The organism is Micromonospora sp. CNZ299, from assembly GCF_002754415.1.
In genome coordinates, this window is the sequence record NZ_PEFG01000001.1 from 5,021,640 (window position 1) to 5,046,706 (window position 25,067).

Here is a 25,067-nt window from a genome sequence, read left to right on the forward strand (position 1 = left end):
GCTCACGCCGCCACCGTTCCGGGCAGGCGGCGGAACACCATCGCCGACTGGAAGCCGCCGAACCCGCTGCCCACCGAGAGGGCCACGTCCACCGGGACCTCCCGCGCCTCGTTCGGCACGTAGTCCAGGTCGCACTCCGGGTCCCTGGTGCTCCAGTTCGCCGTCGGGGGCACCACGCCGAACTCGATGGCCAACGCGCACGCGGCCATCTCGATCGACCCGATCGCGCCGAGCGAGTGCCCGACCATCGACTTGATCGAGCTGATCGGCACGCGGTACGCGGCCTGGCCCAGCGCCCGCTTGAACGCGGCCGTCTCGTGCCGGTCGTTCTGCCGGGTGCCCGAGCCGTGCGCGCTGATGTAGGAGACCTGCTCGGGCAGGATGCGGCCCTGCTTGAGCGCGTCGGTCACGGCGAGGCCCATTTCCAGCCCGTCGGGGCGTAGCCCGGTCATGTGGAAGCCGTTGCTGCGGCTGGAGTAGCCGGACACCTCGCAGTAGATGTGCGCCCCCCGCCGCAGCGCGTGCCCGGCCTCCTCCAGCACCAGCACCGCCCCACCCTCGGCCAGCACGAACCCGTGCCGGTCGGCGTCGAACGGGCGGGAGGCGTGCGCCGGGTCGTCGTTGTCCGGGCTGGTCGCCTTGATCGCGTCGAACGAGGCGACGGTGACCGGCGAGATCGGCGAGTCGGCAGCCCCGGCCAGCATCACGTCCGCCTCACCGTCCACGATCATCTGGTGGGCGTAGCCGATCGCGTCGATGCCGGAGGTGCACCCTGTCGACACGACCTGCGCCGGGCCGTGCAGCCCGTACCGGCAGGCCACGTCGGCGGCGAGGCTGCTGGGCACCAACGCCTGATAGAGGTACGGGCCGCCGCGCGCCGCGTCGACCAACCAGCGGCTGCCGTGCTCGCTCACCGTGACGTACTCCTGTTCCAGCGCCATCGTCCCGCCCACGGCGGTGCCCAGCACCACCCCCGCCCGGTTCCGCTCGGCGTCGGTCAGCACCAACTGGGCGTCGGCGACCGCCTCCGCGGCGCAGGCCAGCGCGAACTGCACGTACCGGTCGGCCCGGCGTCGCTCCGCCTCGGTGAGCCCCGCCGCGACCGGGTCGAAGTCGCACTCCGCCGCGATCTGGGACCGGAACGGCGACGGGTCGAAGAAGCTGATCCGCCGGGTGGCGGTCCGCCCCTCGGTGATGGTCTTCCAGAAGCGGTCCCGGCTCGCGCCGCCCGGAGCGACCACCCCGACGCCGGTCACCACAGTGCGACGACCGGTCATGACCCGCCCCGCTGCTCGACCAACTCGGTGTCGACGTGCCCCAGCTCGGGGCGGGGGGCGAGCGGGCCCAGGTGGAAGACCACCTCGGCCGGTTCGACGCCGGTGTTGCGCAGTCGGTGCCGCACGTTCACCGGGACGAACAATCCCTCCCCGGCGGCCAGGAGCGTCGGCTGGTCGTCCAGGTCGACGGTGATCGCGCCACGCACCACGTACAGGAACTCCTCGCTGTACGGGTGGTAGTGCTCGGCGATCCGCTCCCCCGGCGCGAGCGCGGCCACCCCGAGGAAGCCCGAGGTGCTGCCGACGGTGCGGGGGCCGAGCAGCACCCGCAGCTCACCGCCGCGCCGCCGGTCGGCGGGTACGTCCCGAGCGGCGATCGGCCGGGTGCTCAGGTCACTCATCGTCGGCCTCCGTCGTCTCGTCGGTGGCCGCCGGGCGACCCTGGTCGGCGCGCTGCCGGGCGATCCGCTCCACCCGGTCCTTGATCACTGCGAGTTGGATGACGCTGTTGGTGTTGATCCGCTCGGTCATCCCGGCGTTGTCGACAGGTGCGGTCGGCTTCATCGCGAAGTCCTGCGTCCAGGTCATCCGGGTGCCGCCGGCCTCCTCGGTGTAGCGCCAGTGGATGCGCATGTACTCGAACGGCCCGGTCTCCACCCGGTGTGCCCGCACCTGGCGGCTCACCGGGTCCGCGGTGCGCTCACTGACCCAGCTCCACGACACCCCGAACTCGTCGGGGTACATGGTGAGCCGGAACCGCACCGTGTGCCCGTCGCGGTGCAGGATCTCCACCACCGCGTACTCGGTGAACAGCTCCGTCCAGTTCGCCACGTCGTTGGTGACCTCCCAGACCAGCGCGAGTGGCGCGTCGAGGACCACGCTGTTCTCGGTGTGCCCGGGTGGGTCGGCGCGGCGGGTGACCAGGTCGGCCACCGCCGGAATGCTGAGCTGCCCGGCCTGCTCGGGAATGGTCACCTGCCACCGGTCGGCGACGACCGCGGAGAGTTCCAGCAGGGCGAGGGAGTCCATGCCCAGCTCCTCCAGCGACGCGGCGGGCGCCCGGGCCGCGGCGTCGGCGTCCAGCCCGCAGTGCGCCACCAGGATGTCGGTGATCTCGGCGGTCATCGGGCGACCATGGGTGACGGTCATCGGGTCCTCCTGTGGGTTGCGTCGGGCTTTGCGGCGGGCGCGGGGCGCGGGGCGGGGGTGGCCGTCGGCCGTTGCGCGGGCGCAGCACCGGGCACGCCGAGCAGACGGTCGACCAGGCCTGTGGTGTAGCGGCCCTTGCGGAATGCGGCGTCGTCGAGCACACGCCGGACGAACGGGATGGTGGTGTGCACGCCCGGCCCCGCGATGTCGAACTCGTCGAGGGCGCGCTCCAGCCGGTTGAGGGCCAGCTCCCGGTCGGGCGCCCAGACGATCACCTTCGCCAGCAGCGAGTCGTACCAGGGGCCGACCAGGTAGCCCGCGCTGGCGTGGGTGTCCACCCGGGTGAACGGGCCACCGGGTGGGGTGAAACGCTCCAAGCGGCCGGGAGTGGGAGCGAAACCGCGCTCGGGGTCCTCGGTGTTGACCCGGCACTCCACAGCGACACCGTGCAGGCGGATCTCCTCCTGCCGCCAGCGCAGCGGCACCCCGGCGGCGATGTGCAGCTGCTCGTGCACCAGGTCGATCCCGGTGACCATCTCGGTGACCGGATGCTCCACCTGGATCCGGCAGTTGATCTCCAGGAAGTGGAACCGTTCCTCGGCGTCGACCAGGAACTCCAACGTGCCGGCGCCGACGAAGCCGACCGCGAGGGCACCCCGCAGCGCCGTCTCGGCGATGGCGTCGAGAACGGCGGCGGGCAGTGCCGGGGCGGGTGCCTCCTCCACCAGCTTCTGGTGCCGGCGTTGCACCGAGCAGTCCCGGGTGCCCAGGTGCACGCCGTTGCCGTGGGAGTCGCAGAGCACCTGCACCTCGACGTGCCGCGCTTCGGTGAGGTACCGCTCGACGTACACCCGGTCGTCGCCGAAGGCGGCCTGGGCGGCGGCCCGGGTCCGGGTGTAGGCCCGACGCAGCTCGCCCGGGGTGTGCACCACCGTCATCCCCCGGCCACCACCCCCGGCGGCGGCCTTCACGATCACCGGGTAACCGACCGCCTCGGCCACCTCGGCCGCGGCTGCGGCGTTCGGCACCGGCGCGATGCTGCCCGGCGACAGGGGCAGACCGGCGCGGCTCATCAGTGCCCGCGCCGACGACTTGTCGGCCAACGCGGCCATCACCGCCGGCGGCGGGCCGATGAAGATCAGCCCGTTGTCCGCGCAGATCTCGGCAAAGTCGGCGTCCTCGGACAGGAACCCGTAGCCGGGGTGCACGGCCTGCGCGCCCACCTGCCGGGCCGCCTCCACTATCGCCGCGGCATTGAGGTAGCTGCGTCGACTCGCCGCCGGCCCGATCCGGATGGCCTGGTCGGCGAGTCGGACCGCCGCCGAGTCGGCGTCCGCGGCGGAGTAGACCACCGCCGTCCGTACGCCCAGCTCCTTGCAGGCGCGCAGCACCCGCAGCGCGATCTCGCCCCGGTTGGCGATCAGGACGGTCTCGAACATGGTCAACCACCCCGCGCCGTCATGCCGGGTCCAGTTCGACCAGCGGCTGGTCGTACTCCACCGGCTGACCGTCCTCGACGAGGACCGCGACCACCCGGCCGGCGCGGTCGGCGGTCACCTCGTTCATCAGCTTCATCGCCTCGACGATGGCGACCGGCTGGCCCGGGCGGACCAGGTCACCCACCGCGACGAACGACCTCGCGCCGGGCTCCGGCGAGCGGTAGAAGGTGCCGACGATCGGCGCCCGCACCACGGCGCGCCCGGGCACCGACGGCCGGATCAGGGCCGCCGGTGGGCCGGGTGCCGGCGCGACCGGCAGCGCCGATGCCTGAACCGGAGCAGGGAGTACGTCCGGTCGGGTCACCTCTTCGGGATGCCACTCGATTTCGAGCACCGCCGGCCCGCTGCGCAGCCGGACCCGGCGCACCGGGCCGGCCAGCTCGGCGATCAGGTGCTGTGCCTGCCGGCGCAGCCCGGCCAGTGCCTCCTCGCCGCCCACCTCGGTGTCGTCGGGCGCCTCGACGGTCGACACCGTCCCGTCGCCGGCGGTCACCGGACACCTGCCCGGTTGACGCCACGGGTCGTCCCGAACCGTCGGAAGCGCTGCCGACGGAGGCGGACCAGCATGGCGGGCGGCACGTCCAGCAGCGGCAGCAGGTTGGCCAGCAGGGCGGCCCGCAACCGGTGGGCGGTCTCCGCCGGGTCGTCGTGCGCGGCGGCCGACGGCTCCGGCACGACCTCGTCGACCACGCCGAGCCGGCACAGGTCGGGCGCGGTCAGTCGCAGCGCGCGGGCGGCCTGCGGCGCCGCGGACCGGTCCGGCCAGAGGATGGCGGCGCAGCCCTCGGGGCTGATCACCGAGTAGACGGCGTTCTCCAGCATCAGCACCCGGTCGGCGACCGCCAACGCCAGGGCGCCGCCACTGCCGCCCTCTCCCGTGATGACCGCCAGCACGGGGGTGGGCAGCACGGTGAGGGTCAGGATGTTCTCCGCGATGGCCGCTGCCTGGCCCTGCTCCTCGGCGCTCACGCCGGGGTCGGCGCCGGGGGTGTCCACGAGGGTCACCACGGGCAGGCCGAGCCGGGCGGCCAGGCGCATCAGCCGCAACGCCTTGCGGTGCCCGGCCGGGCTGGCCATACCGAAGTTGCGGGCGACCAGTTCGGCGGTGGTGTGCCCCTTCTGGTGGCCGATGACCATGACGTGCCGGCCGGCCAGCCGGGCCACACCGCCCACGATGGCCGGGCAGTCACCGCCGAGGCGGTCACCGTGCAGTTCCACGAACCCGTCGAAGACCGAGTCGAGGTAGTCCAGTGTGGTCGGTCGAGCGGGGTGACGCGCCATCCGGACGGTGTCCCAGGCGTCGCGTACCGCCGGCGTCTGGCCCGCCCCCGGAGTGGGTGACGGCGCCACGGCCGCCGCCGGGCCCGCTGGCCGCGCCAGGGCGGCATCGTCGTCGGCCAGGCGCTCGCGGCGCGACGCCGGCTCCTGCCGGGGTACGGGCGGGTGGCCGACGCGGGCCGCACGGCCGGCGCGGGTCGCGGCCAGCAGCGCCACCAGCCGCCCGCGCAGCGACCGACGCTGCACCACCATGTCGACCTGTCCGTGCCGGAGCAGGAAGTCGGCGGTCTGGAAACCCTCCGGCAGCGCCCGACCGGTGACCTGACGGATCACCCGGGGGCCGGCGAAGCCCATCCGCGCGCCGCTCTCGGCGAGCACCAGGTCGGTGTTGGTGGCGAACGACGCGGCCACCCCGCCGTAGGTCGGATCGGTGAGGACGCTCACGGTGAGCAGACCCGCTTCCCGCAGCGCGGCGATCGCCTGGCTGACGGTGGCCATCTGCATCAACGACAGCGCGCCCTCCTGCATCCGCGCCCCGCCCGAGGCGGTGACCAGGACGAGCGGGATGCGGTCGTCCAGCGCCCGCTCGGCGGTCCGGGTGATCAGCTCACCCACCGCGCAGCCCAGGCTGCCACCGAGGAAACGGAAGTCCATCACGGCCAGGGCGACCGGGTGCCCGCCGATGGTGGCCGTGGCACAGACGACCGCCTCGGCCAGGCCGGTGCTGGCCCGCGCGGCGGTGAGCCGGTGCGGGTACGGCAGCACGTCGACGAAGTCGATCGGGTCCGCCTCCGGCAGCAGGTCGGACAGGGGGCGCAACGATCCCGGGTCGACGAGTTGGCGCAGCCGTTCCGGTGCGCCGAGTCGGGCGTGCTCCCCGCACTCGGGGCAGACGTCCAGGTTGCGGCGCAACCGTTTGCGGTAGAGCAGGCTCGCGCAACCCGCACAGCGGGACCAGAGCTGCTCCTCGCGGCGCGCGATGGCCGTCACGACCGCCGTCCGGGGTCCGGGGCGTCGAAGCGGTAGAAGCACTGCGCCATGGCGTCGCGCGGCGAACGCCAGGTCGGCAGATACGGCGAGACGTACGGGCGCAGGCGGTCGCTGACCCGGATGAACTCGGGGTGGCCACGGGCGGATTCCACCGCGCCCTCCGCCGGCTGCTCGGTTTCGAGCAGGTGCACGTAGAGGTCGTGCAGGCGGTACAGCGAACGGTGCCGGACGCCGACCAGGCGCGGCAGCTCCGTCGCGTCCGACTCGGCGAAGATCTCGGCGACCCGCTCCTCGGCGGTCGGATCCACCTTCGCGACGATCAGCGATCGGTCCATACAGGCCTCCCCCCACGGCGTCCGGCCGGCGACGGGTCGCCCCCGGACGCGCTGGACGACTGCCGACACGATGCGGCAATCCTCGTCACGGCGGCGTCACCGTGAAGGGATGATCAGCTACGCATGACGGTGACGTTGCGTTGACGCAACCTGTGTATCAGCTATGCGTCGAGCGCGCCCGGGACGACGGATCGATCGGATGTTTGCCCAGTTCAGAACCGATCTCAGGTTGACTGTCGCGAATAGAAGGCCCACGTCGGCGTTGACTCACCGTGACCGCTATTGATAATCTTCACGGTGGTCAGCCCGGCGGCCTCAGCGGGCGGGGCCGCGCCCGGCCCCGCCGTCAGCGGTGAGGTCGACAGTGGCGTCACGGGCAACCGATCCGGGACACAGCAGACAGTCGGGACGAGCGTCCCGCAGGGGGTGCCGCCGTGGCCGCTGATCCGTCCGTGCCGACCGCCGGAGAACCGCCCGAGGAGGGCGTCTCACTCCACCTGCTCGGCGGCTTCCGCCTGCTGCGCGACGCCGTACCGGTCGTGGTGCCGCGCGGACTGCAACGGGTGATCGCGCTGATCGGGCTGCGCCCCGGCGCCACCCGCAGCCAGCTCGCGGGGCTGCTCTGGCCCGACGCCTCCGAGGAACGCGCGCTGTCCTCCCTGCGCACGGCGCTGTGGCGACTCCGTCAGGACCCGTGCTGCCCGATGACCATGGCCAGCGACACCGTACGACTCGGCACGGCGGTCCGGCTCGACGTGGACGACCTGGTCGGCACCGCAGCCCGGGTCCGCGACGGCGACGACCCCCGCACCGCCGCCGGGGCGCTCGCCGCCGGACGACACGACCTGCTCCCCGGATGGTACGACGACTGGGTGCTGCTGGACCGGGAGAGACTGCGCCAACTGCGCCTGCACATGCTCGAACAGGTCGCCGGGCAACACCTGACCGCGGGGCGACACGGCGAGGCCCTCGAAGCCGCGCTGGAGGCGATGGCCGCCGAACCGTTACGCGAGACACCGCACCGGCTGGTCGTCCGCATCCACCTCGCCGAGGGCAACGCCTTCGAAGCCGTCCACGCCTTCTACGTCTACCGGGACCTGCTGCGCAGGGAATTGCGCCTGGAGCCGAGCCCGGCGATGTGCGCCCTGCTCGACGACACGCTCGCCCCGATCCGCCAGGCCAGCCGGGACGCCGTCACCGATCGCCCGTCACCGGCCGGCAGACGTACGTGACGGTGACGTGACAGGCGCTGCGGCACGGTGGGCGCACAGAGCACGTGGCGCCGGTCCGAGGGGTCGGGAAGCCACCGGCGGAAGGGGTCCCATGAGTCGTCTACTGATCGTCAGCCGGATCATCCCGGGCGCGGAGGGGCGGGTCGCGCAGATCTTCGCCGAATCCGACGCCACCGAACTGCCCGGTCTGACCGGCGTCACGCACCGATCCCTGTACTGCCTGCACGACCTGTGCGTACACCTGCTGGAGACCTCGGACGTCGACCCGGACGCCCTCGCGGCGGCCCGCAACCACCCGCTCTTCCAGCAGGTCAACGAGCGGCTCTCCGCGCACACGTCGCCGTACCTGCCGACCTGGCGCTCCCCCCGCGACGCCATCGCCAGCTGCTTCTACCGGTGGGACGCCAGCGGCCCGACCAGCACCGACACGCCCGCAGCACGCCCAGCCAGCGCCGGTGCTCCCGCAGCGCGCCCGGCCAGCACCGACACACCTGCCGCGCACCCGGCTGGCTGAGATGTCCGCCGCCCCACCACACGTACTGATCATCGGCGCCGGCACCGGCGGACTGTGCCTGGCGCACGGCCTGCGCCGGGCCGGGATCACCGTCGCCGTCTACGAACGGCACCGCGACCGCACCGACGGGCTGCTCGGTTACCGCGTCGGCATCGGCCCGACCGGTAGCCGGGCACTGCGCGAGTGCCTGCCGCCGCAACTGTTCGCCACCTTCCTGGCCACCTGCGCGCGGCCACCGCACTACTTCAACGTGGTCACCCAGGGACTGCGCCAGACCGCGTCGTTCGCGCTACGGCCCAGCGCCGACCCGGTGCACACCGAACACTCGGTGGCCCGGATGGTGCTGCGCCACGTGCTGCTGACCGGCCTGGACGACGTGGTGCACTTCGACAAGACCTTCACCCGGTACGAGCAGCGCGACGACGGCACGGTCACCGCGTACTTCGCCGACGGCACCAGCGCCACCGGTGACCTGCTGGTCGGGGCGGACGGCACACACTCGGCGGTACGCCGGCAGTACCTGCCGCACGCCGTCACCCGCGACGCCGGCACCATCAACATCGCCACCCGCATCCCACTGACCGCACACACCCGCGACCTCGTCCCGGAACGCGTCCGCCAGGGCATCTCACTGATCTTCGGCATCGGCGGGATAATGGGCGTGCTGCACGTCATGGACTTCAAGTGGGACGCCGAACGGGCGATCAAGCCCGGCGTCAGCGACGCGGACGCCGCCCTGCTGCGGCAGTGGCCCGGCCTGTCCGACGACACCACCACCGACAACATCAACCTCATCATCTGGAGTGCCGCCCGCCGGTTCCCCGCCGACGTGATGGAACGACGAGGCGAGGACCTCGTACGGGTCGCCCTGGAACTCACCACCAACTGGCACCCGAACCTGCGGGAACTCCTCACCCGCGCGGACCCGGCCAGCGTCCTCCCGATCAACGTGTCGACGTCCGAACCGGTGCCTCCCTGGAAGAGCAGCACCGTCACCATGCTCGGGGACGCCATCCACACCATGACCCCCGGTCGCGGTGTCGGCGCGAACACCGCCCTGCGCGACGCCCGCCTGCTCTGCGAGCAGCTCACCCGGGCCACCACCGGAGACAAGACGCTGCTCCAGGCGGTGGCGGACTACGAGGCCGCCATGGCGCCGTACGGCTTCGCGCGGGTCGCCGAATCGTTGAACCGCAGCGGTACCAGCGGCGACGACCGGATGTACCGGCCGGTGGTGGGCCGGCTCGCGCTGCTCGGGGCACGCGGCTACTTCGGAGTGACCAGCCGGGTGCCGCGACTGCGCCGCCGGTTCGTCGACGACTTCCACACCTACGAGGGCGATCAGGACTGACCCGGGCAACAGCCCGTCGACCCGGGTTCGGCGTTCCGCGCCGGGCCCGGGTCTCGTCGTGTCCGTGCTGATCTCGTCGAGTCGCTGGCTTTCGTCGGGCCTGGCTTTTTGTGCTGCTTGAGGCGACGCTGTGTCACTCGGCGGGCACCGACTGAGGTGGTCGCCCCACGCACAACGCCCCTGGCCGATCCTGTCTCTCGCCCGCAATACGCGTGTGCGAAGCTGCGGCGAGTTTTTCTCGTGACTTATCCAACGAGCTGAGAGGGAGGTTCGCCGTGGCGTGGTCTATCGGACACTCGCTGATAGTGGTACTGGCACTGTTGCTGGGACTGGCCGCCGGATGGTTGCTGCGCGGCCGGCGGGGCGTGCAAGGCAACTCGATTGTGGAAGGTGACCCCGTCGCCGGCCTGGCCGTGATCTCCACGCCGACACCGGCGGCCACCACCGACGAGGTCCAGCCCGCGGCCGCCGTCGACCCGACCCCGACCGCCGTCGCGGACGAGCCGGTGCCGGTGGACACGGTCAGCGCGCCGGCTGCGGTGACCGCTTCGGACGGTCCCACCCCGGTTCCCGTCCCGACGGAAGCCCCGAGCACTATCGACCCGGCCGACATGGCGCTGACCGAGCCCCCGCCGCCCGTACCGGCCGCCGAGCAGCCCGACCCGGCCGAGCTGCGGTCGGAGCCCGTTGTGGAGTCGACCCCCGAACCGGTCGCGATCGACGAGCAGCCCGCCCCGGCGGCCGTGGTCGCCCCCCGTCAGCCCGCGGACGACCTCCCGCCCGTTGACAGCACGCCGCTCGACGGCACCCCGGCCGACGAGCCGCTCCCGGCCACCCCGGCCGACGAGCCGGTCGCGGCCACCCCGGCCGACGAGCCGGTCGCGGCCACCCCGGCCGACGAGCCGGTCGCGGCCACGCCGGCCGACGAGCCGGTCGCGGCCACCCCGGCCGACGATGCGGAGACCCGGGCCACGGTGGCCGATCCGGCGGAGGCGCCGGTAACCACCGACGCGGTGGACGTGGATCCGGTGGACGCTCACCGGGTGGACGCGGAGCCGGCGGACGCTGAGCCGGTGCATGCGGCGGTGGCCACGCCTCCGGTCCGGCCGGCCGTGAGCGCGACCCCTCCGGTCCGTTCGACCGCCGACACCGCGATCAGCACCTACGAGGGCGACCCGACGGGCCCCGCCGACGACTTCCGCCGCATCCAGGGGATCGGCCCGAAGATGGCGGCGGCGTTGCAGGACGCAGGCGTGCGCACGTACGGCCAGCTCGGCGATCTGGACGAGCCGGCGCTGCGCGACCTGATCCGTGCCGCCGGTCTGCGCGCCGCGCCCGGGCTGGCCAGCTGGCCGCAGCAGGCTCGTGTGCTCGCCGGAGCTGGTGAGGAGATGGCCGCGGTGCTGCCGAGCAGCAACCAGGCCTGACGCCCGAGACCGAGCCCTCGGCCCACCGTCCAACGCGACGGTAGGCCGAGGGCTCGTCCGTGCGGGTCGGAACACCGCAGGGCCGCACGCCGAACCGGACGGACAAGGCGCACGGTGATCGACTCGCCTTGCAGGAAACCGCGCCATCCGACCGCCCCGGACACCCCGACTTACAGGAACCCGAGTCGATCAGCCCCTGTTGGGGGAAGGACCGGTGAATTCGGGGGCCGTGCCGTCGACCGATCGTTACCGTCCGGGGAGGTGGACCGGACGGGTCCGTCGAGTCGACCGGTTCCGCAGGAGAATCCCGTGAACCTCGCCGCGCCGGAGCCCGGGTCACCTGGGCCCCGCCGCCCTCCGGTGCGTGATCCGGCGGCCCCGCGCCGGGTGACACTTCTCGAACTTTTCTTCGACCTTGTGTACGTGGTCGCGTTGGCCCTCATCTCCCGCGGGATGGTCGACCAGCTCGACTGGCACCGGGCCGGTCAGGCACTGATCATGCTGGCGGCCGTCTGGTGGACCTGGGTGATCACCACCCTGGTCACCGACCTGTACAACCCGGAACGCACCGAGATCAAGCTGCTGATCAGCGCCGTGATGTTCGGCGCGCTGCTGATGACCACGGCGATCCCGGAGGCGTTCAAGGACCGCGGGCTCGTCTTCGCCGGCACCTACGTGGCGATCCACCTGGGGCGCGGGCTGTTCCTGATGCCGGCGGTACGCCGAGAACCGCAGACCCAGCGTCGGGCGGTACGCATCTTCATCTGGTTCGCGGTGTCCGCGATCCCGTGGATCATCGGCGGGTTCGTCAGCGACGACGCCCGGCTGGTGTGCTGGGCCATCGCGCTCGCCATCGACTACATCGGTTTCCGCCTCGCGTACCCGGTGCCCGGGCTCGGGATGGTGCCCGAACCCCAGCGCAACGTGACGGCGGAGCACCTCTCCGAGCGCTACCAGCAGTTCTTCATCATCGCCCTCGGCGACGCGATCCTGACCATCGGCACCATGTTCAGCGCGCAGCACAGCGAGACGGAGAACATCGGCGCGTTCGCGGTGGCGTTCCTGACCACACTGCTGCTCTGGCGGATCTACGTACACAAGTCCGGCCAGCTCCTACCGATGGCCATCAAGGGATCCGGGTCTCCGAGCAAGTTCCTGTTCACCGCGCCGTACACCCATCTGCTGATGGTCGCCGGGGTGGTGACCACGGCCTCCGGGTTCCACCTCGTGCTGCTCGAACCGAGCGGCCGGACGCCACCGGCCTGGGCGGCGGTGATCCTCGGCGGTCCGGCACTCTTCCTGACCGGACGGGCCTCCTTCGAGTACGAGGTGTTCAGCCGGGTGTCGTGGTCCCGCCCCGGCGGGGTGCTGGCGCTGCTCACCATCGCGCCCGCCGTGCTGTACCTGCCACCGGTGTTCGCCTCCCTCGGCGCCCTCCTGGTGCTGGCCGGCGTGGCGTATGCGGACTTCCGACGCAGTTACGGCAAGCCGCCGGAGGCCCCCAGCCCACCGCACTGAGCCGGCTGACCGCACTGAGCCAGCCCACCGCACTGAACCGACCCACCGCGGCGTCGGCAGGTCAGCGGGCCGTCCCGGCCAGCAGGAGGCCGGCGTCCGGCACGTACGGCTCGACGCCCAGACCGGTCAGCAGTTGGTGCACCGTGGCGGTGGCCGCGGTGAGCACCGGGCGGCCGAGGCGGGCCTCCACCTGCGGCACCGCCGCCAACGACGGCAGCTGCACGCAGGCGGAGAGAACCACCGCGTCCACGTCGGTCACGTCCAGCCGGTCGGCCAGCTCGACCAGGCGGGACGTGGGGATGCGTCCCACCGCCACGTTGTCCGGCTCGCTCAGGCTCACCGCGTCGGTCACCTGCACGCCGTGCGCGGCAAGGTAGGCGACGACGGTCGCGGTCAACGGCGGCAGGTACGGCGCGATCAGGGCCACCCGGCGGGCACCCAACGCCCGCAGCCCGGTGACCAACGCGCCCGCGCTGGTCACCACCGGCATGCCGTGCCCGGCACGACCGGCCGCGCGGCCCAACCGCCGCTCGGCCCGCTCGTGCGCCCCGGCGCCCTCGCACATCACCGCCACCAGGCAGGCGTACGCGAGGACGTCGCAGCGGGCGTCGGCCAGCTCGGCGGCGCACCGGACGGCGGAGCGGTTCATCCGGGCCAGTTCGTCGAGGGTCACCTGGCGCAGCCGTACGCGGCTGGAGTGCGTGGTGAAGCGGACCGTCGGGTCGACGATCTCGCGTCGGCGCAGCATCGCCGGGATCTCGGTCTCCATGGTGGTGTTCGAACTGGGCACCACCAGGCCGACCCGGTATTCGCTCACACCAGCGCCCCGGCGTACCCGCGGACCTGCAACCGCTGCCGGGCGGTGCCGCCGAGGCGCACCTGCAGGCCGAGCGGCGCGGCCGCGCGGCGGACGTCGTCGAGGTGCAGCGACCCGTGCCGGTCCACGGTGAGCACGGGCGGCTCCTCCAGCTCACCCTCCGGCGCGTGGAAGGAGAGCAGAGTGACCGAGGTGGTGAGGTAGCCCGGGTACGCCGCGCGGGCCGCCGCCTCGTCCCGGTGCAGGAGCACCACCAGGTCGTCGAGGTGGGCGAAGTCGGCGGCGAGGCCCCCGGCCTTCCAGTGCGCCGGTTCCTCGGCCGTGCCAGTGAGATGGCGGGACCGGTTCGCCGAGGTGATGTAGAGGTGGTCCGACCCGGTTTCGGCGAGCGCCCGCTCGAAGAAGGCGTTGGACGGGCAGGTCAGGCCCGGGGCGATCACCTGGGTGGTTCGTACTCCCTGGTCGACCTGGACGAGGTGCTCGGGGAGCCGTTCCGCCGCCGGGCCCCGGAAGCCGAACGGCCCGGCGCCGTAGAGGGTGTCCATCAACGCCCGCACCCGACCGACCGGCAACCGGGGTGAGATCCGGGTCCAGTCGAACATCCCCGGGATCCGTCCGATCGCGGTGGTGATGCTGCCGACCTGGTTGACCGGACGCCCCTTGGCGAGGTTGACCCGGCCGACGGTGTCCGCGTCGGGACGCGTGACGATGACGTAGAAGTTGGCGAACGCCGCCGCGACGACCGCGCCGCCAGCCAGCGCGCGGGCCGCGACCGCGACGTCCTCGGGGCGGTCGATGTACAGGGGCGGTGACGGGGCGTCCATGAGTCCTCCTCGGCGGGGCGCTGAGGCAGTTCTACGTCCACCGGCCCATACGACGGCGAGGTCGGTCGGCGATCCGATAGCCGATTCGCGTGACCCGGTGCGGGCGGCCGATGCGCGGGCGGTACTCAACGGCGGACGGCATCGGCCGGACGGACGATCCCCCGGGGGTCGTGGCGGGCGACCGTTAGCCGCGTGACCCGATTGGGTACAACGCCTGCACCTCAGATCCACCACATTCCCCCAGGAGGCAGCGATGCGCGGCACCTCGATACTCGGAGTCATCGTCGTGATCTGGTTGGTGATCGGCGCAATCGCCGGTGGCCAGCGAGGCTATTACAGCGGCGACGACACCAACTGCGCCGAGGCCGGCACCATCCTGGTCACCATCGTGGCCGGGCCCTTGAACTACATCGGCGCCAACCCCAAGGTCGACTGCAAGCTGCCCGAACCCTCGAAGTAGATCGAACGCACTCCGGCCCGTGCCCCCTGACCGGGGGCACGGGCCGGTGCACGTTCGGTAGGAACGGCTCAGTTGTTGTAGACAACCGAGTCGCAGCGGCCGTTGTAGTCCTCGGGCCTCGCGTAGCCCATGCAGACGAAGACCTCAGTCCAGCGATACGAGGTGCCCGCGCCGGATTCCCACCGCAGCCGCGCGCTTCCGGCGTTGCTGCTGTCGTCGACGGCGATCGCACCTGTGTACTGCTGTGCCCAGTAGACGTACACGCGCGCGGCGGACCCGTCGGCCTTCTTGTCGGTGACAGTTGGTGCGGTTCGTGTCCAGCCAGGCGTAGCCGGCGCTGTTGACGCAGAGGGTTGCCGTCGCGCTGGCTCCCGCCCCGCCCGTCGGGCTCGACACGTTGCCGGTGAGGCAGCCCTCCGCGTCGGCCCTGACGCGGCGGGCCCCGAAGGCTGATCGACTCGAGTTCCTGGAAGTCGCGGTGTCCGAGGCTCGGCGACAGCCCGATTTCCGGAAGCCCGAGTGGATCATGGGCTGTGGATGACCGCACATCCCGTAAGCCGTCCTAGGAGGCTGGTTTGCGGGCCCGGGGGCGTTTGTCGACGCCGAGGTCGGGAAGCCGACCCGGCGTCGACCGGCGGACGGAATCGGAGCGTGCCATGCAGATCGGCTACAAGCTGGCCTCGGAGGGCTACGGCCCCCAGGAGATCATCCGGCAGGCCGTCATGGCCGAGCAGGCCGGTTTCGACTTCGTCGAGATGAGCGACCACTTCCACCCCTGGCTCGACACGCAGGGCCACTCGTCGTTCACCTGGAGCGTGCTCGGCGCCATCGCGGCCAGGACCCGCACGCTACGGCTGGCCACCGGCGTCACCTGCCCGACCGTGCGCTACCACCCGGCGATCATCGCGCAGGCCGCGGCGACCATGGCACTGGTCTCCGACGGGCGGTTCACCCTCGGGGTGGGCGCCGGCGAGCGACTCAACGAGCACGTCGTCGGCCAGGGCTTCCCCAGCGTGCGGGGCCGACACGAACGGCTACGGGAGGCACTGGAAATCATCCGGCTGCTCTGGCAGGGCGGATACCAGTCGTACGAGGGCCGGCACCTGCAACTGGAGGACGCCCGGATCTTCGATCTGCCGGACACCCCACCGGTGATCGCGGTCGCGGCCAGCGGCGAGGCGTCGGCCCGGCTGGCCGCCGAACTCGGCGACGGGTTGTTCGCCACCGAGCCGGAGGCGTCCATCGTCGAGCACTACCGACGTGCGAACGGGTCGGGCCCGCGCTACGCCGAGGTTCCGCTGGCCTGGGCCACCGACGAGCAGCAGGCGGTGCAGGCGGTGTTGCAGACCAGCCGGTGGATGGTCACCGGCTGGAAGGTGATGAGCGAACTGCCGAACCCGGTCAACTTCGACGCGGCCAGCGCGTACGTCGAGGAGAAGCACATCCGCCAACTCTTCGCCATCGGCCCCGACCCGGAGCCGCACGTCGCCAAGGTCCGGTCGTACGTCGAAGCCGGCTTCGACCACATCGTGCTGCAGAACGCCGGCCCCGACCCGGACGGCTTCCTCGACTTCTTCGCCGGCGACCTCGCCGGCCGTCTCCGGGCGATGAGCTGACGGCCGCCGCACCTGACACCGCGACCGCTCCGAGCGCCGCACGGCCCGAGCGGGACGTGCCGAGCCGCCCCGACTGATCGTCGGGGCGGCCGGTTGCGCGGGTCCGCTCAGCGCGGATCGTGCGCGGGTCCGCTCAGCGCGGATCGTGCGCGGGTCCGCTCGGCGCGGCTCTGCGCGCGGGTCCGCTCAGCGCTGATCCGCTCAGCGGAAGCAGTGTGCGATCGGCACCTGGCTGCCCTCGCAGTTGGTCGGCTCGTTCTCGACGACCACGCTCTCATCGTCGATCTTGACCTGGGCGTGCGAGGCGAAGATGCCACCGGGCTTCACCGTCGACGCGTTGTGGGTGACCTTGCTGGTGTAGATGGCCAACGAACCCGCCGTCGCGTAGATGCCGCCCCCCTTGGAGGCGGCGCCGACGGCCTCGTTGCGGGTCACGTCGCTGCCGCGTACCAGCAGGTTCGCCTTATCGGCGTAGATGCCGGCGCCGAGGCCGTGGGTGGTGTTGCCCTCGACCACGCTGTCGTCGAGTGGCGTCAGGCCCTTCACGGTCGAGATGCCGCCACCGTTGACGGTGGACGTGTTGCCGCGGATGGTCATCGTGCGCATCACCAGCACCGCGTCGGAGTTCGCGGCACCGCCGCCGACCTGCGCGGTGTTGTTCAGCAGCTCGGTGTCGGAGACCTTGGTCCGGGCCGAGAAGCTGGCCAGCCCACCGCCCTGGCTGGCGCTGTTCTGGGTGAACGAGACGCTCTCCACGTCGGCCGCGCCACGGTAGTTGCCGAGCCCGCCGCCGTACCCGTTGGCGCTGTTGCGGTGGAACTCGGATCGCTTCAGCGTCAGCACGCCACCGTTGAGCAGGCCCCCGCCCTTGCCCGCGGCGCCGGATGCGCTGTTGCCGATGAACGTGGAGTCGGTGACCACCATGTTGCCGTCGTTGAAGATGCCTCCGCCGCCGCCCTCGGGGGACAGCGAGGTGCTCTGGGTGACGGTGACCCGCTCCACCACCGCTGTCGCGCCGTGCACCACGTGCACGCTGCCGCCCTCGATGGCCGAGCGGCCGTTGTGCAGTTCCACGTCGCGCAGGGTCAGCTCGCCGCCGTCGCGGACGGTGAAGAACCGGAACGCGACGGCCTGGGCGTCCCGGGCGATGGTGGCTCCGGCGCCGTCGATCGTGATGGGCTGGTAGATCACCGGCAGGCCGGCGGTGTCGTCGGCCGGGTTGTGCGGCGGCGCCTCGGCGTCACCGGGGGTCTCCGCGGCGTCGGCCGCTTCCCGTGCGTCGCGGATCCCACCGTCGTACTGGTCGGTCTCGTGGAACGCCTCGGTGAGGGTGTAGCGGCACTTGGGCGCGAGGCGGAGTTCCGCGCCGCCCTCGGCGTTGGCCGTCACCAGCGCCGCCACCAGCTTCGCGGCGTCGCAGGGCACCGACACCACACCGCGCTTGCCGGTGCCCGGGGTGGCCGGACGGGCCCGCTCGGCACCGTCCTTGTCGCGCCCCTCCCCACGCTGGTCGTCGGCCCGGCGGTCGTCGTCGCTTCCGGCCGTCGCGCTCAGTCGGCCCAGACCGGGGAGGGAGAGGGCGCGGTCCGCGGCGGCGGCCACGCCGGCAACGCCGGCCGCTCCCACGACCAGGCTCCCCGCCAGGAAGCCGCTGGCGAGGAACCATCGGGACCGCCGTCTGGGTCGGGTCGCGCGGTCTCCTCCTGGGTACGTGGACATCAAGAATGCCTACCTTCCTGCCTGCCTACCGTGACCGCGCGCCGATCCGGGCGCGGGGCGCTCGACGTACCGTCGACCACCAGACGTCACGATAAGTCCGCAATACGGACAAGAAGGTGTGAACGTGAATAGTGCCCTTATTCATCTTTTGAACGCACCAAAAGGGCAGCCGGTCACCCGCCGACGTGGATCCCCGGCCGACGCAGCGGATCCCGCTCGGTCCGACGGATGATCTCCCGTACCACCGGCGGGGTGTCTCCACGGCCGAGGATGAGATAGCGCGCCAGGTGCGCGATCGGGCTCCCCTCCGACCACTCGAAGTGCGCGTGCGGACGTACCCCGGTGGCGTCGCGCAGGGCCAGCAGGATCGCGGCGATCGCGTTGGGCGCGGCCGGGCTGCTGGCCCGCAGCACACGAAAGCCCCCCACCTCGATCCCGTGCACCTGCAGCACCTGGCTGAACCCCGACGGGTCGACCACGTCGATCTCCAGGAACAGCACGTCCGCCGCCCCGGGCACCGGGTTCATCCCCCGCTGCGCCCGTTCCTTGACCGTGTACTCCTTCACCGAGCCCTGCTGCCGCTTGTTCGCGATCAGGTGCAGCTGCCCGTCGTGGGCAAGCGACTCGGTGATGAACCGACGGGCCGGCTCGTCGAACTCGATCCGCTCGGCACGCAACTCGGTGGTCCGGGTGACCCGGGAGACCAGCGAGACCACGATGATGCCGAGGATGAACAGCGCGGAGATGGTGATCCCGTCCGGCTGCTCGACGACGTTCTCCAGCAGCGCGTACAGCAGCACCAGGGTCAGCACCGTGAAGCCGATCGCAGCGGCGCGCTGGTGCCGTCGGGCCGCCGAGATCGTCACCGCCACCGCGCCGGAGACCATCATCGCCAGGATGCCGGTGGCGTACGCCCCGGCTTGGGCGTTGACGTCGGCCCGGAAGGCGATGGTGATGGCCACGCTGACCACCGTGTAGACGATCACCACCGGGCGCACCGCCCGCGCCCATTCCGGCGCCATGCCGTACGAGGGCAGGTAGCGCGGCACGATGTTGATCAGCCCGGCCATCGCCGAGGCGCCGGCGAACCAGAGGATGAGCACGCTGCTCACGTCGTAGACGGTGCCGAACGCCTCCCCCAGATAGGTGTGCGCCAGGAACGCCAGCGCCCGCCCGTTCGCGGCGCCGCCCGGGCGGAACTCCTCCTCCGGGATGAGCGCCGTGGTCACGAAGGTCGTCGAGATCAGGTACACCGACATGATCAGGGCGGCGGTGGTGAGCAGCCGGCGGGTGTTGCGGATCCGGGCGGCGAGTCGGGCCTGCTTGTCCGGACCGTCGGCCGAGATCAGGGGCATCATGCTGACCCCGGTCTCGAAACCGGACAGCCCCAGCACCAGCAGCGGGAACGCCAGCACGGCGGTGAGCAGCACACCGCCGGGCCCGTCGCCGGTCTCGGTCAACGCGGCGGTCCAGTCCGACACGATGCCCGGGTCGCCGACGATCCGGACCACCGCGACCACGACGATCACCGCGTTGAGCACCAGGAAGACCGCGACCAGCGGGATGGCGACAACCACCGCCTCGCGGAACCCGAGCAGGAACACCCCGCCGAGGATGAGCAGCAGCGCGACGGTCACGACGACCGGCACCAGGGGGCCGTGCAGGGCGTCGGGAAGGTACGGGTTCTCCAGCAGATGAACGGTGGCGTCGGCCGAGGAGAGGGTGATCGTGATGATCCAGGAGGTGGCCACGAAGCCCAGCAGCACCAGAACGAAGATCTTGCCCCGCCAGAACGGCAGCAGCCGTTCCAGCATCGCCACCGACCCCTGGCCGTGCGGGCTCTCGTGGGCCACCCGCCGGTACATCGGCAGCATGCCGAACAGGGTGAGCGCGACGATCAGGAGGGTCGCCAGCGGGGAGAGCGCGCCGGCCGCCACCGCCGCGATGCCCGGCAGGTACGACAGGGTGGAGAAGTAGTCCACGCCGGTCAGGCACATCACCTGCCACCAGGCGTGCCTGCGCTCCTGCCCCTCGGTCGCCTCCGGGCCTGGTGGCTGCACCTGATGCTGGAAGAGCCACCGGCGCAGTCGGCTCGCCGGCGGCCCCGAACGGACCGGCGTGGGCACCCGTTCGGGCACCACGACGCCCTGCCGGCCGCTCCGGTGCGGGCGGGCCGGGTCGCGGGCCGCCCGCAGCGCCGGGTCCGGCCCGTTCGGCGTGTGCCGGCGTCCGCTCCAGCGTCGTGGTTTCGCCCGGTGCTCGTCACCCATCGTCCGTCCCACCCTCACAGGTCCTGATCCGACGGTAGGCGGTGGCCGGGGGCCCGGCCTGCGGAAACGGGGACGTGGACGGCCTGCTCAGGACAGGTCCGGGACGGCGAGCAGCCGGGCCAGCGCCGGCGGATCGGTGACGGTCATCGTGGCCGCCGGGTGCCGTGGGCGACCGCCCGGTACCAGGGCCGGCACCGGTTCACCGAAGCGCAGACAGATCCCGCCGGCCGTGCTGGTGCCGAAGCTCGCGCCCCCGTCGGCCAACGACAGGTGCGGCCCGATCACCCGCCACCAGCGGTACGGGCCGCTCAACTCGACGGCGGTCACGTTGTCCCGGCGGGTCCGCAGCCGCCACGGTCCGTACCGGATCGTCAGGTCCCGGTCGGTCACGGCCACCCAGGCGGTCGCCGGGCGGACCCCCAGCAGCGCCAGCACCGGGCGGAACGCCGGATCGAAGCGGAACGGAAACGGCGTCGCGGCCTCGGTCATCGCGCACCGGGCCGGGCGGTGGGCCGCGACACCGGGCCACCCGGCCGCAGGGGCCCGGGCCGCGCCGGCCGGGGTCGGGCGGCGGGACGGTGCCGGGCCAGGACGGTCATGGCGCGGGCGTACCCGTTGCGCGCCCTCCGACACCACCTAATCTCGCGCCGTCGCCGCCCTCCCCCACCGCCGGCCGGCACCCCCCGGGCCGGCCGACGGTGGCAGACGGTCGACACCCCCCGGGCCGACCGGCTGTTCTCCCCGAGGGCCGACCGAACGTCGGGCGACCACGCGGGGTGGGTGGAGCTGGTGGGACGCACCCCCGCGCTCCGCCGCCCCCCACGGGGCGGAGCGCGGGGGCCCCCCGTCCCGACTACTGCAGGAACGCCCCGAGGGGCGAGAGCAGCAGCCGGCCGAGCGCCGCGGCGTTGTCGTCCAACCGCATGCGCTCACACTCGCGGGCGTCCGGGTCGTGCCGGCACCGCCAGATCTTCTGCGCGTTACGCCAGGCGACGTCGCGGGTGTACTCGACCAGTTCCCCCTGGTACCAGTCGTCGATGTCGCCGTTGAGCATGTCGATGAGCAGCTGCCACCGCTCCAGATAGCCGCGGCGCAGGCCGGGGATCTTGTCCGCGAAGATCTTGTTGATCTCCAGGTAGTCGTGGTGCTGGTCGCTGCCGTCGACCGGCTCCGACTCCAGGTGGTCGAACGTGGTCACCAGGGCGAACGGCAGGTCGAAGTTGATGTGCGCGTTCACCCCGGCCGCCGCCGAGGGCAACGGGCGGGCGTCCGGCCCACGCATCCGCTCGAAGAGACACGACCACGCCTTCGGCGTGCCCGGGCTGGAGTCGGTCCACAGCCGCATCGCGTCGAAATACCGCGCCGCGAACTCGACGTCGAGCCGGGAGAGGAACGCCGGGTCGACGAAGCGGTCGTCGTACAGCCCGTCCAGCACACTGCTGGTGATGGTCAGGTAGAGCCTGTTGAAGTCGGCCAGTGGGCAGCTGGCCTCCAACGGAGGCAGCCGCACCAGCATGTCCTGAAGCTTGGTGAGGTGATCGACCACGGCCGGCACGTCCGCGGGATGGTCGGCCAGCAGGTCGACGATGTCCCGGTGCACGGGCCCCCAGACCGGTTCGGTCATCTCTCCTCCATCGTGGTCGGCGGCCTCCCCCGTGCCGTCGTCGACGCGGTCCAGCCTCTCAGCCGACACCCGTGCGCCGGATCAGTAGAACGACGTATCCCGGCGCGCGCACGGGCCTACGTACGGCGGGGTCGATCAGCCCCGGTGGTTGCGCAGCTGGATCGCGCTGGCCTGGACGCGGGTGCGGACCTGGAGCTTGTCGAAGATGTGCGACACGTGCACCCCGATGGTCCGCTCGCTGATGAACAGCCGCTGACCGATCTCCTTGTTGGTCAGCCCCTCGGCGACCAGCGCGAGCACTTCCCGCTCCCGTGCGGTGAGCGCGGCCAACTCGTCGTCGGACTCCTCGGTGGGCACCCCGCGGGTGGCGCCGTTGGGCTCCCGCTCCTCCAGCGACACCCGGGCCCGCCCGGCCAGCTCGCGGATCTCCGAGGTCAACGGCACCGCGCCCAGCCCCTGCGCCACGTGGTACGCCTCCCGCAACAGCTTGCCGGCGGTGGCCACCCGGCTGCGACGAGCCAGCAGCGCCTCGGCCTGCCGCAGCCGGGAGTACGCCGCCGGGTAGGGGTGATTGCGTCGGTCCCACTCGGCGGCCGACACGGCCCACAGCTCCGGGTCGCTGCCGTCGAGGCGGCTCACCTCGGCGGCGCAGAGCGCCAGGAAGCCCTCCACCACCGAGCGCACCGGTCGGGCCGCGCCTGCGCTCTTGCGGGCCACCCGGTCGGCGACGTCCCGCAACCGGCGTACGGCGGTCGGGTCCACGTCCACGGTGCGGCTGGCGTGCGCCTCCGCCTCGGCGCGCAGCCCGTGCCAGACCAGGGCGGACAGGATCATCACGTCGTCGGAGCGACTCTCGGTGAGGCCGCGCTGGACCGCCAGCCGCGCCACGTCGTGCCGGCCCTCCCACATGGCCAGCCCGGACCGCAGGGTGAGCAGCGGGATGACGTGGCGCGCCCCGCCGCCGGCGAGCAGGGTCGCCACCGCGTCAAGGTCCCGACCGGCGGCCTCGATGTCCCCGTAGCCCACCGAGAGCCGGCACCGGGCGAGCAGCAACTCGACGGCGTCCGCGCCGGAGGGTCGGTGCCGCAGGGCCGCGGCGACCACCTTCTCCGCCTCGGCCCACTGGCCCACCCGGAACAGCCCATTGATGGCGATGGCCAGCAGCCGGGTGCCCCAGGTGCGGCCCAGCCCCAGCTCGGCCACCCGCTCGGCGCCGCGCCGCGCCACCACCACGCCCTCTTCGAGGATGTTCAGCGGGCCGGTCAGCAGCTCCGCCAGGTGCAGGTAGGCGCAGGCCACGTCCTCGGGTTGGCCGGCGCGCTCGGCGGTGTCGAGGGCGTCGCGCATGACCGCCAGACCTGCGTCCGGGTCTTCGAGACAGGCGTCGCTGAAGCCCAGCGCCGAGCTGGCCAGCACGACCTCGGTGGCGGAGCCCTCCACGTTCTCGGCCAGCGCAAGCGCCTCGCGTGCCCGCTCGCCGGCGTCGGCGTAGCGGCCCAGGTGCAGCAGCAGCTCGGCCAGGCGCGCGGCTGCGGCGGCACGGTCACGCGGGGAACAGTCCGCCGCCTTCAGCGCCCGCTGGTATTCCTCCTCGGCCAGCGCCGAGCGGCCGGCGGCGGCCAGGTAACGGGCCCGACGGATGTGCAGTGCGCAGCTCGGCTCGCCGCCCCGCAGCGCGGCCAACTCCTCCAGCAGGGCCAACGCGCGGGCGTGCTCCCCGCAGTGGTGGGCGGCCTCGGCGGCGTTCTCCAGCAGCTCGACGCGGTCCACCGTCAGCGGGCCCGGGTCGGCGGCCAGTTGCAGCGCTGCCGACCAGTGCCGGTGCGCCTCGGCGTAACCGTGCAGCCGCTCGGCCTCCTGGGCGGCGGCCACCGCCGCCGGCAACGCGCGCGCCGGCTCACCGGCCAGCCGCCAGTGGTGTGCCAGTCGCGCCTGGTGCAGCTCACCCGGCGCGGCGGTCAGCGCCTCGGCGTAGCGGCGGTGCAGCCCGGAACGCTCGGCCGGCAGCAACTCGTGCGCCAGCACCTCGGCGACGAGGCGGTGCCGCAGTCGGTAGCCGTCGTCGGCGCCGACCAGCAGCCGGTGTGCCACAGCGGCGCGGGCCGCGTCGATCAGCTCGTCCTCCGGCAGCCGCAGCACCTGGGCCAGCAGCCAGTGCTGCACCGGCTCGACACCGGCGGCCACCGCGTGCACCACCGCGTGCGCGTGCTGGGGCAGCGCGTCGACCCGGTCGAGGAAGATCTCCCGCAGCGTCTCGGACAGACCGTCGCGGCCGTCGCGCAGGTCGCGGGCCAGCTCCTCGATGACGAACGGGTTGCCGCCGCTGCGCTGCCACACCTGCTCGGCCGCCTCGGCGGACAGCGTCCGGCCGACCACGGCGGCGGCGAGCTCCTCGGTGTCGGCCCGGCCCAGCGGCGCCAGGTCGAGCACCCGCACCGTGCGCAGCCGGCGCAGCTCGGTCAGCACCCGGCGCAGCGGGTGCGCGCCCTGCAACGACTCGGCGCGCACCGCCGCCAGCACCGAGAGCTGGAGGTCACCGAGCCCGGCCAACAGATAGAGCAGCAGCTGCCGGGTGCTGCGGTCGACCCACTGCAGGTCGTCGAGGATCAACACCAGCGGTCGGCCCTCGGCGATCAGGTGCAGCCCGCGCGAGACCCGCTCCAGCAGCGCTCCCGCGCCGTCCGGGCCGGCGGTCTCGTCGGCGAACATCTGCAACAGCCCCCGCACCGCCGAGGAGGTGCGGGCGCGCGTGGACAGATCGGCGTCGAAGCGCCGCAGCGCCTGCAACAGCGGGTGCAGAGGCGACGCGTCGCCGATGTCCAGACAACTGCCGGTGAGCACCACGGCGCCCTGCTCACGCAGCCGGTCGCCGATCTCGCCCAGCAGCCGGGTCTTGCCCACACCGCTCTCGCCGGTCAGGAAGACGGCGGCGGTCTGCCCGTGCGCGCCGTCACCAAGCAACGCGGACCGAACCGTCTGCACCAGCTCGGCCCGACCCACGAGCGGTGCGGTGTCCACATCGCTGGCCATGGCACGCAGCCTAATCACAGGGCCCCTCACCGTTCTACGGCCATACGTCGCTTGTGGTACTCCTCGCGTCGACTTTGCGACTAAAGGTTGCGGGTGGCCGACATACGTCGTTCGGCAGATCCCCCGTGAGCCCAGGA

At 72.5% G+C, this 25,067-nt stretch carries 22 protein-coding genes; 6 read left to right on the plus strand and 16 right to left on the minus strand.

The window, feature by feature from the left end:
- Positions 1 to 2 precede the first annotated feature (2 nt).
- From CLT68_RS22910 to CLT68_RS22940, 7 genes are read right to left on the minus strand one after another with little or no spacing between them, the layout of a single operon-like run.
- Positions 3 to 1,277: a beta-ketoacyl-[acyl-carrier-protein] synthase family protein gene (locus CLT68_RS22910; protein ID WP_088948354.1), complete on the minus strand. Its 1,275-nt coding sequence runs from the start codon at positions 1,275 to 1,277 to the stop codon at positions 3 to 5.
- On the minus strand, positions 1,274 to 1,678 hold the full coding sequence (locus CLT68_RS22915) for a cupin domain-containing protein (protein ID WP_088948355.1): 405 nt from the start codon (positions 1,676 to 1,678) through the stop codon (positions 1,274 to 1,276). Before CLT68_RS22915 ends, CLT68_RS22910 begins: the two co-directional genes overlap by 4 nt.
- Positions 1,671 to 2,426: an SRPBCC family protein gene (locus CLT68_RS22920; protein ID WP_099853890.1), complete on the minus strand. Its 756-nt coding sequence runs from the start codon at positions 2,424 to 2,426 to the stop codon at positions 1,671 to 1,673. Before CLT68_RS22920 ends, CLT68_RS22915 begins: the two co-directional genes overlap by 8 nt.
- Complete coding sequence (locus CLT68_RS22925; RefSeq protein WP_099853892.1) at positions 2,423 to 3,865, minus strand: acetyl-CoA carboxylase biotin carboxylase subunit; 1,443 nt, start codon at positions 3,863 to 3,865, stop codon at positions 2,423 to 2,425. The genes CLT68_RS22920 and CLT68_RS22925 overlap by 4 nt, the downstream gene beginning before the upstream one ends.
- Positions 3,866 to 3,884: 19 nt before the next feature.
- On the minus strand, positions 3,885 to 4,418 hold the full coding sequence (gene accB, locus CLT68_RS22930) for an acetyl-CoA carboxylase biotin carboxyl carrier protein (RefSeq protein WP_099853894.1): 534 nt from the start codon (positions 4,416 to 4,418) through the stop codon (positions 3,885 to 3,887).
- Positions 4,415 to 6,193, minus strand: a complete 1,779-nt coding sequence (locus tag CLT68_RS22935; protein ID WP_099853895.1) for an acetyl-CoA carboxylase carboxyltransferase subunit alpha — start codon at positions 6,191 to 6,193, stop codon at positions 4,415 to 4,417. The genes accB and CLT68_RS22935 overlap by 4 nt, the downstream gene beginning before the upstream one ends.
- Positions 6,190 to 6,528, minus strand: a complete 339-nt coding sequence (locus CLT68_RS22940; protein ID WP_088948360.1) for a TcmI family type II polyketide cyclase — start codon at positions 6,526 to 6,528, stop codon at positions 6,190 to 6,192. The genes CLT68_RS22935 and CLT68_RS22940 overlap by 4 nt, the downstream gene beginning before the upstream one ends.
- Positions 6,529 to 6,962: 434 nt before the next feature.
- On the opposite strand from CLT68_RS22940, the gene CLT68_RS22945 reads away from it, so the two are divergent.
- The 3 genes from CLT68_RS22945 to CLT68_RS22955 all read left to right on the plus strand — a co-directional run bounded on the left by CLT68_RS22945 (position 6,963) and on the right by CLT68_RS22955 (position 9,625).
- Positions 6,963 to 7,760: an AfsR/SARP family transcriptional regulator gene (locus tag CLT68_RS22945; RefSeq protein WP_099853897.1), complete on the plus strand. Its 798-nt coding sequence runs from the start codon at positions 6,963 to 6,965 to the stop codon at positions 7,758 to 7,760.
- 91 nt (positions 7,761 to 7,851) lie between these two features.
- Entirely contained in the window at positions 7,852 to 8,274 is a 423-nt protein-coding gene (locus CLT68_RS22950) for a TcmI family type II polyketide cyclase (RefSeq protein WP_486482282.1), read from the plus strand.
- 1 nt (position 8,275) lies between these two features.
- Complete coding sequence (locus tag CLT68_RS22955; RefSeq protein WP_099857507.1) at positions 8,276 to 9,625, plus strand: FAD-dependent oxidoreductase; 1,350 nt, start codon at positions 8,276 to 8,278, stop codon at positions 9,623 to 9,625.
- A 245-nt stretch (positions 9,626 to 9,870) separates the two neighbouring features.
- On the opposite strand, the gene CLT68_RS33930 is transcribed toward CLT68_RS22955, so the two are convergent.
- On the minus strand, positions 9,871 to 11,199 hold the full coding sequence (locus tag CLT68_RS33930) for a calcium-binding protein (RefSeq protein ID WP_158240981.1): 1,329 nt from the start codon (positions 11,197 to 11,199) through the stop codon (positions 9,871 to 9,873).
- A gap of 162 nt (positions 11,200 to 11,361) precedes the next feature.
- Between CLT68_RS33930 and CLT68_RS22965 the strand changes: the two genes are divergently transcribed.
- Positions 11,362 to 12,570, plus strand: coding sequence for a low temperature requirement protein A (locus tag CLT68_RS22965; protein ID WP_099853901.1), 1,209 nt, complete (start codon positions 11,362 to 11,364; stop codon positions 12,568 to 12,570).
- Between the two features lie 61 nt (positions 12,571 to 12,631).
- Here CLT68_RS22965 and CLT68_RS22970 read toward each other — a convergent pair whose 3' ends face one another.
- Both CLT68_RS22970 and CLT68_RS22975 read right to left on the minus strand, forming a co-directional pair.
- Positions 12,632 to 13,387: an aspartate racemase/maleate isomerase family protein gene (locus CLT68_RS22970; RefSeq protein ID WP_099853903.1), complete on the minus strand. Its 756-nt coding sequence runs from the start codon at positions 13,385 to 13,387 to the stop codon at positions 12,632 to 12,634.
- Entirely contained in the window at positions 13,384 to 14,211 is an 828-nt protein-coding gene (locus CLT68_RS22975; protein WP_099853905.1) for a hypothetical protein, read from the minus strand. The genes CLT68_RS22970 and CLT68_RS22975 overlap by 4 nt, the downstream gene beginning before the upstream one ends.
- Before the next feature lie 253 nt (positions 14,212 to 14,464).
- On the opposite strand from CLT68_RS22975, the gene CLT68_RS22980 reads away from it, so the two are divergent.
- The gene (locus CLT68_RS22980) at positions 14,465 to 14,671 is read left to right on the plus strand and encodes a hypothetical protein (RefSeq protein ID WP_007460667.1); all 207 of its coding nucleotides are present in this window, start codon (positions 14,465 to 14,467) and stop codon (positions 14,669 to 14,671) included.
- A gap of 68 nt (positions 14,672 to 14,739) precedes the next feature.
- Here CLT68_RS22980 and CLT68_RS22985 read toward each other — a convergent pair whose 3' ends face one another.
- Positions 14,740 to 14,934: a hypothetical protein gene (locus tag CLT68_RS22985; RefSeq protein ID WP_099853907.1), complete on the minus strand. Its 195-nt coding sequence runs from the start codon at positions 14,932 to 14,934 to the stop codon at positions 14,740 to 14,742.
- A 393-nt stretch (positions 14,935 to 15,327) separates the two neighbouring features.
- Here CLT68_RS22985 and CLT68_RS22990 point away from each other — a divergent pair, with 393 nt between their 5' ends.
- On the plus strand, positions 15,328 to 16,287 hold the full coding sequence (locus CLT68_RS22990) for a TIGR03557 family F420-dependent LLM class oxidoreductase (RefSeq protein ID WP_099853909.1): 960 nt from the start codon (positions 15,328 to 15,330) through the stop codon (positions 16,285 to 16,287).
- A gap of 201 nt (positions 16,288 to 16,488) precedes the next feature.
- Here the strand turns inward: CLT68_RS22990 and CLT68_RS22995 are convergent, their stop codons facing one another.
- The 5 genes from CLT68_RS22995 to CLT68_RS23015 form a co-directional block, all read right to left on the minus strand.
- On the minus strand, positions 16,489 to 18,006 hold the full coding sequence (locus CLT68_RS22995; protein ID WP_099853911.1) for a hypothetical protein: 1,518 nt from the start codon (positions 18,004 to 18,006) through the stop codon (positions 16,489 to 16,491).
- A 173-nt stretch (positions 18,007 to 18,179) separates the two neighbouring features.
- Entirely contained in the window at positions 18,180 to 20,276 is a 2,097-nt protein-coding gene (locus CLT68_RS23000; RefSeq protein ID WP_099853913.1) for an APC family permease, read from the minus strand.
- Positions 20,277 to 20,363: 87 nt separating this feature from the next.
- Positions 20,364 to 20,765 carry a PH domain-containing protein gene (locus CLT68_RS23005; protein ID WP_099853915.1) on the minus strand — a complete coding sequence of 134 codons (402 nt, stop codon included), beginning with the start codon at positions 20,763 to 20,765 and terminating at the stop codon, positions 20,364 to 20,366.
- Positions 20,766 to 21,129: 364 nt separating this feature from the next.
- Complete coding sequence (locus tag CLT68_RS23010) at positions 21,130 to 21,900, minus strand: DUF5995 family protein (protein WP_099857509.1); 771 nt, start codon at positions 21,898 to 21,900, stop codon at positions 21,130 to 21,132.
- A gap of 135 nt (positions 21,901 to 22,035) precedes the next feature.
- Positions 22,036 to 24,930, minus strand: a complete 2,895-nt coding sequence (locus CLT68_RS23015) for a LuxR family transcriptional regulator (protein WP_099853917.1) — start codon at positions 24,928 to 24,930, stop codon at positions 22,036 to 22,038.
- Between the last annotated feature and the right edge of the window lie 137 nt (positions 24,931 to 25,067).

What these genes read in the sequence shown, in the direction of transcription:
- CLT68_RS23010 (WP_099857509.1), bottom strand. Translation starts at nt 21,900, where the DNA reads ATGACCGAACCGGTCTGGGGGCCCGTGCACCGGGACATCGTCGACCTG.
- CLT68_RS22990 (WP_099853909.1), top strand. Translation starts at nt 15,328, where the DNA reads ATGCAGATCGGCTACAAGCTGGCCTCGGAGGGCTACGGCCCCCAGGAG.
- CLT68_RS22910 (WP_088948354.1), bottom strand. Translation starts at nt 1,277, where the DNA reads ATGACCGGTCGTCGCACTGTGGTGACCGGCGTCGGGGTGGTCGCTCCG.
- CLT68_RS33930 (WP_158240981.1), bottom strand. Translation starts at nt 11,199, where the DNA reads ATGGCGCGGTTTCCTGCAAGGCGAGTCGATCACCGTGCGCCTTGTCCG.
- CLT68_RS22975 (WP_099853905.1), bottom strand. Translation starts at nt 14,211, where the DNA reads ATGGACGCCCCGTCACCGCCCCTGTACATCGACCGCCCCGAGGACGTC.
- CLT68_RS22950 (WP_486482282.1), top strand. Translation starts at nt 7,852, where the DNA reads ATGAGTCGTCTACTGATCGTCAGCCGGATCATCCCGGGCGCGGAGGGG.
- CLT68_RS22955 (WP_099857507.1), top strand. Translation starts at nt 8,276, where the DNA reads ATGTCCGCCGCCCCACCACACGTACTGATCATCGGCGCCGGCACCGGC.
- CLT68_RS22925 (WP_099853892.1), bottom strand. Translation starts at nt 3,865, where the DNA reads ATGTTCGAGACCGTCCTGATCGCCAACCGGGGCGAGATCGCGCTGCGG.
- CLT68_RS23005 (WP_099853915.1), bottom strand. Translation starts at nt 20,765, where the DNA reads ATGACCGAGGCCGCGACGCCGTTTCCGTTCCGCTTCGATCCGGCGTTC.
- CLT68_RS22995 (WP_099853911.1), bottom strand. Translation starts at nt 18,006, where the DNA reads ATGTCCACGTACCCAGGAGGAGACCGCGCGACCCGACCCAGACGGCGG.
- CLT68_RS22920 (WP_099853890.1), bottom strand. Translation starts at nt 2,426, where the DNA reads ATGACCGTCACCCATGGTCGCCCGATGACCGCCGAGATCACCGACATC.
- CLT68_RS22940 (WP_088948360.1), bottom strand. Translation starts at nt 6,528, where the DNA reads ATGGACCGATCGCTGATCGTCGCGAAGGTGGATCCGACCGCCGAGGAG.
- CLT68_RS23015 (WP_099853917.1), bottom strand. Translation starts at nt 24,930, where the DNA reads ATGGCCAGCGATGTGGACACCGCACCGCTCGTGGGTCGGGCCGAGCTG.
- CLT68_RS23000 (WP_099853913.1), bottom strand. Translation starts at nt 20,276, where the DNA reads ATGGGTGACGAGCACCGGGCGAAACCACGACGCTGGAGCGGACGCCGG.
- CLT68_RS22980 (WP_007460667.1), top strand. Translation starts at nt 14,465, where the DNA reads ATGCGCGGCACCTCGATACTCGGAGTCATCGTCGTGATCTGGTTGGTG.
- CLT68_RS22915 (WP_088948355.1), bottom strand. Translation starts at nt 1,678, where the DNA reads ATGAGTGACCTGAGCACCCGGCCGATCGCCGCTCGGGACGTACCCGCC.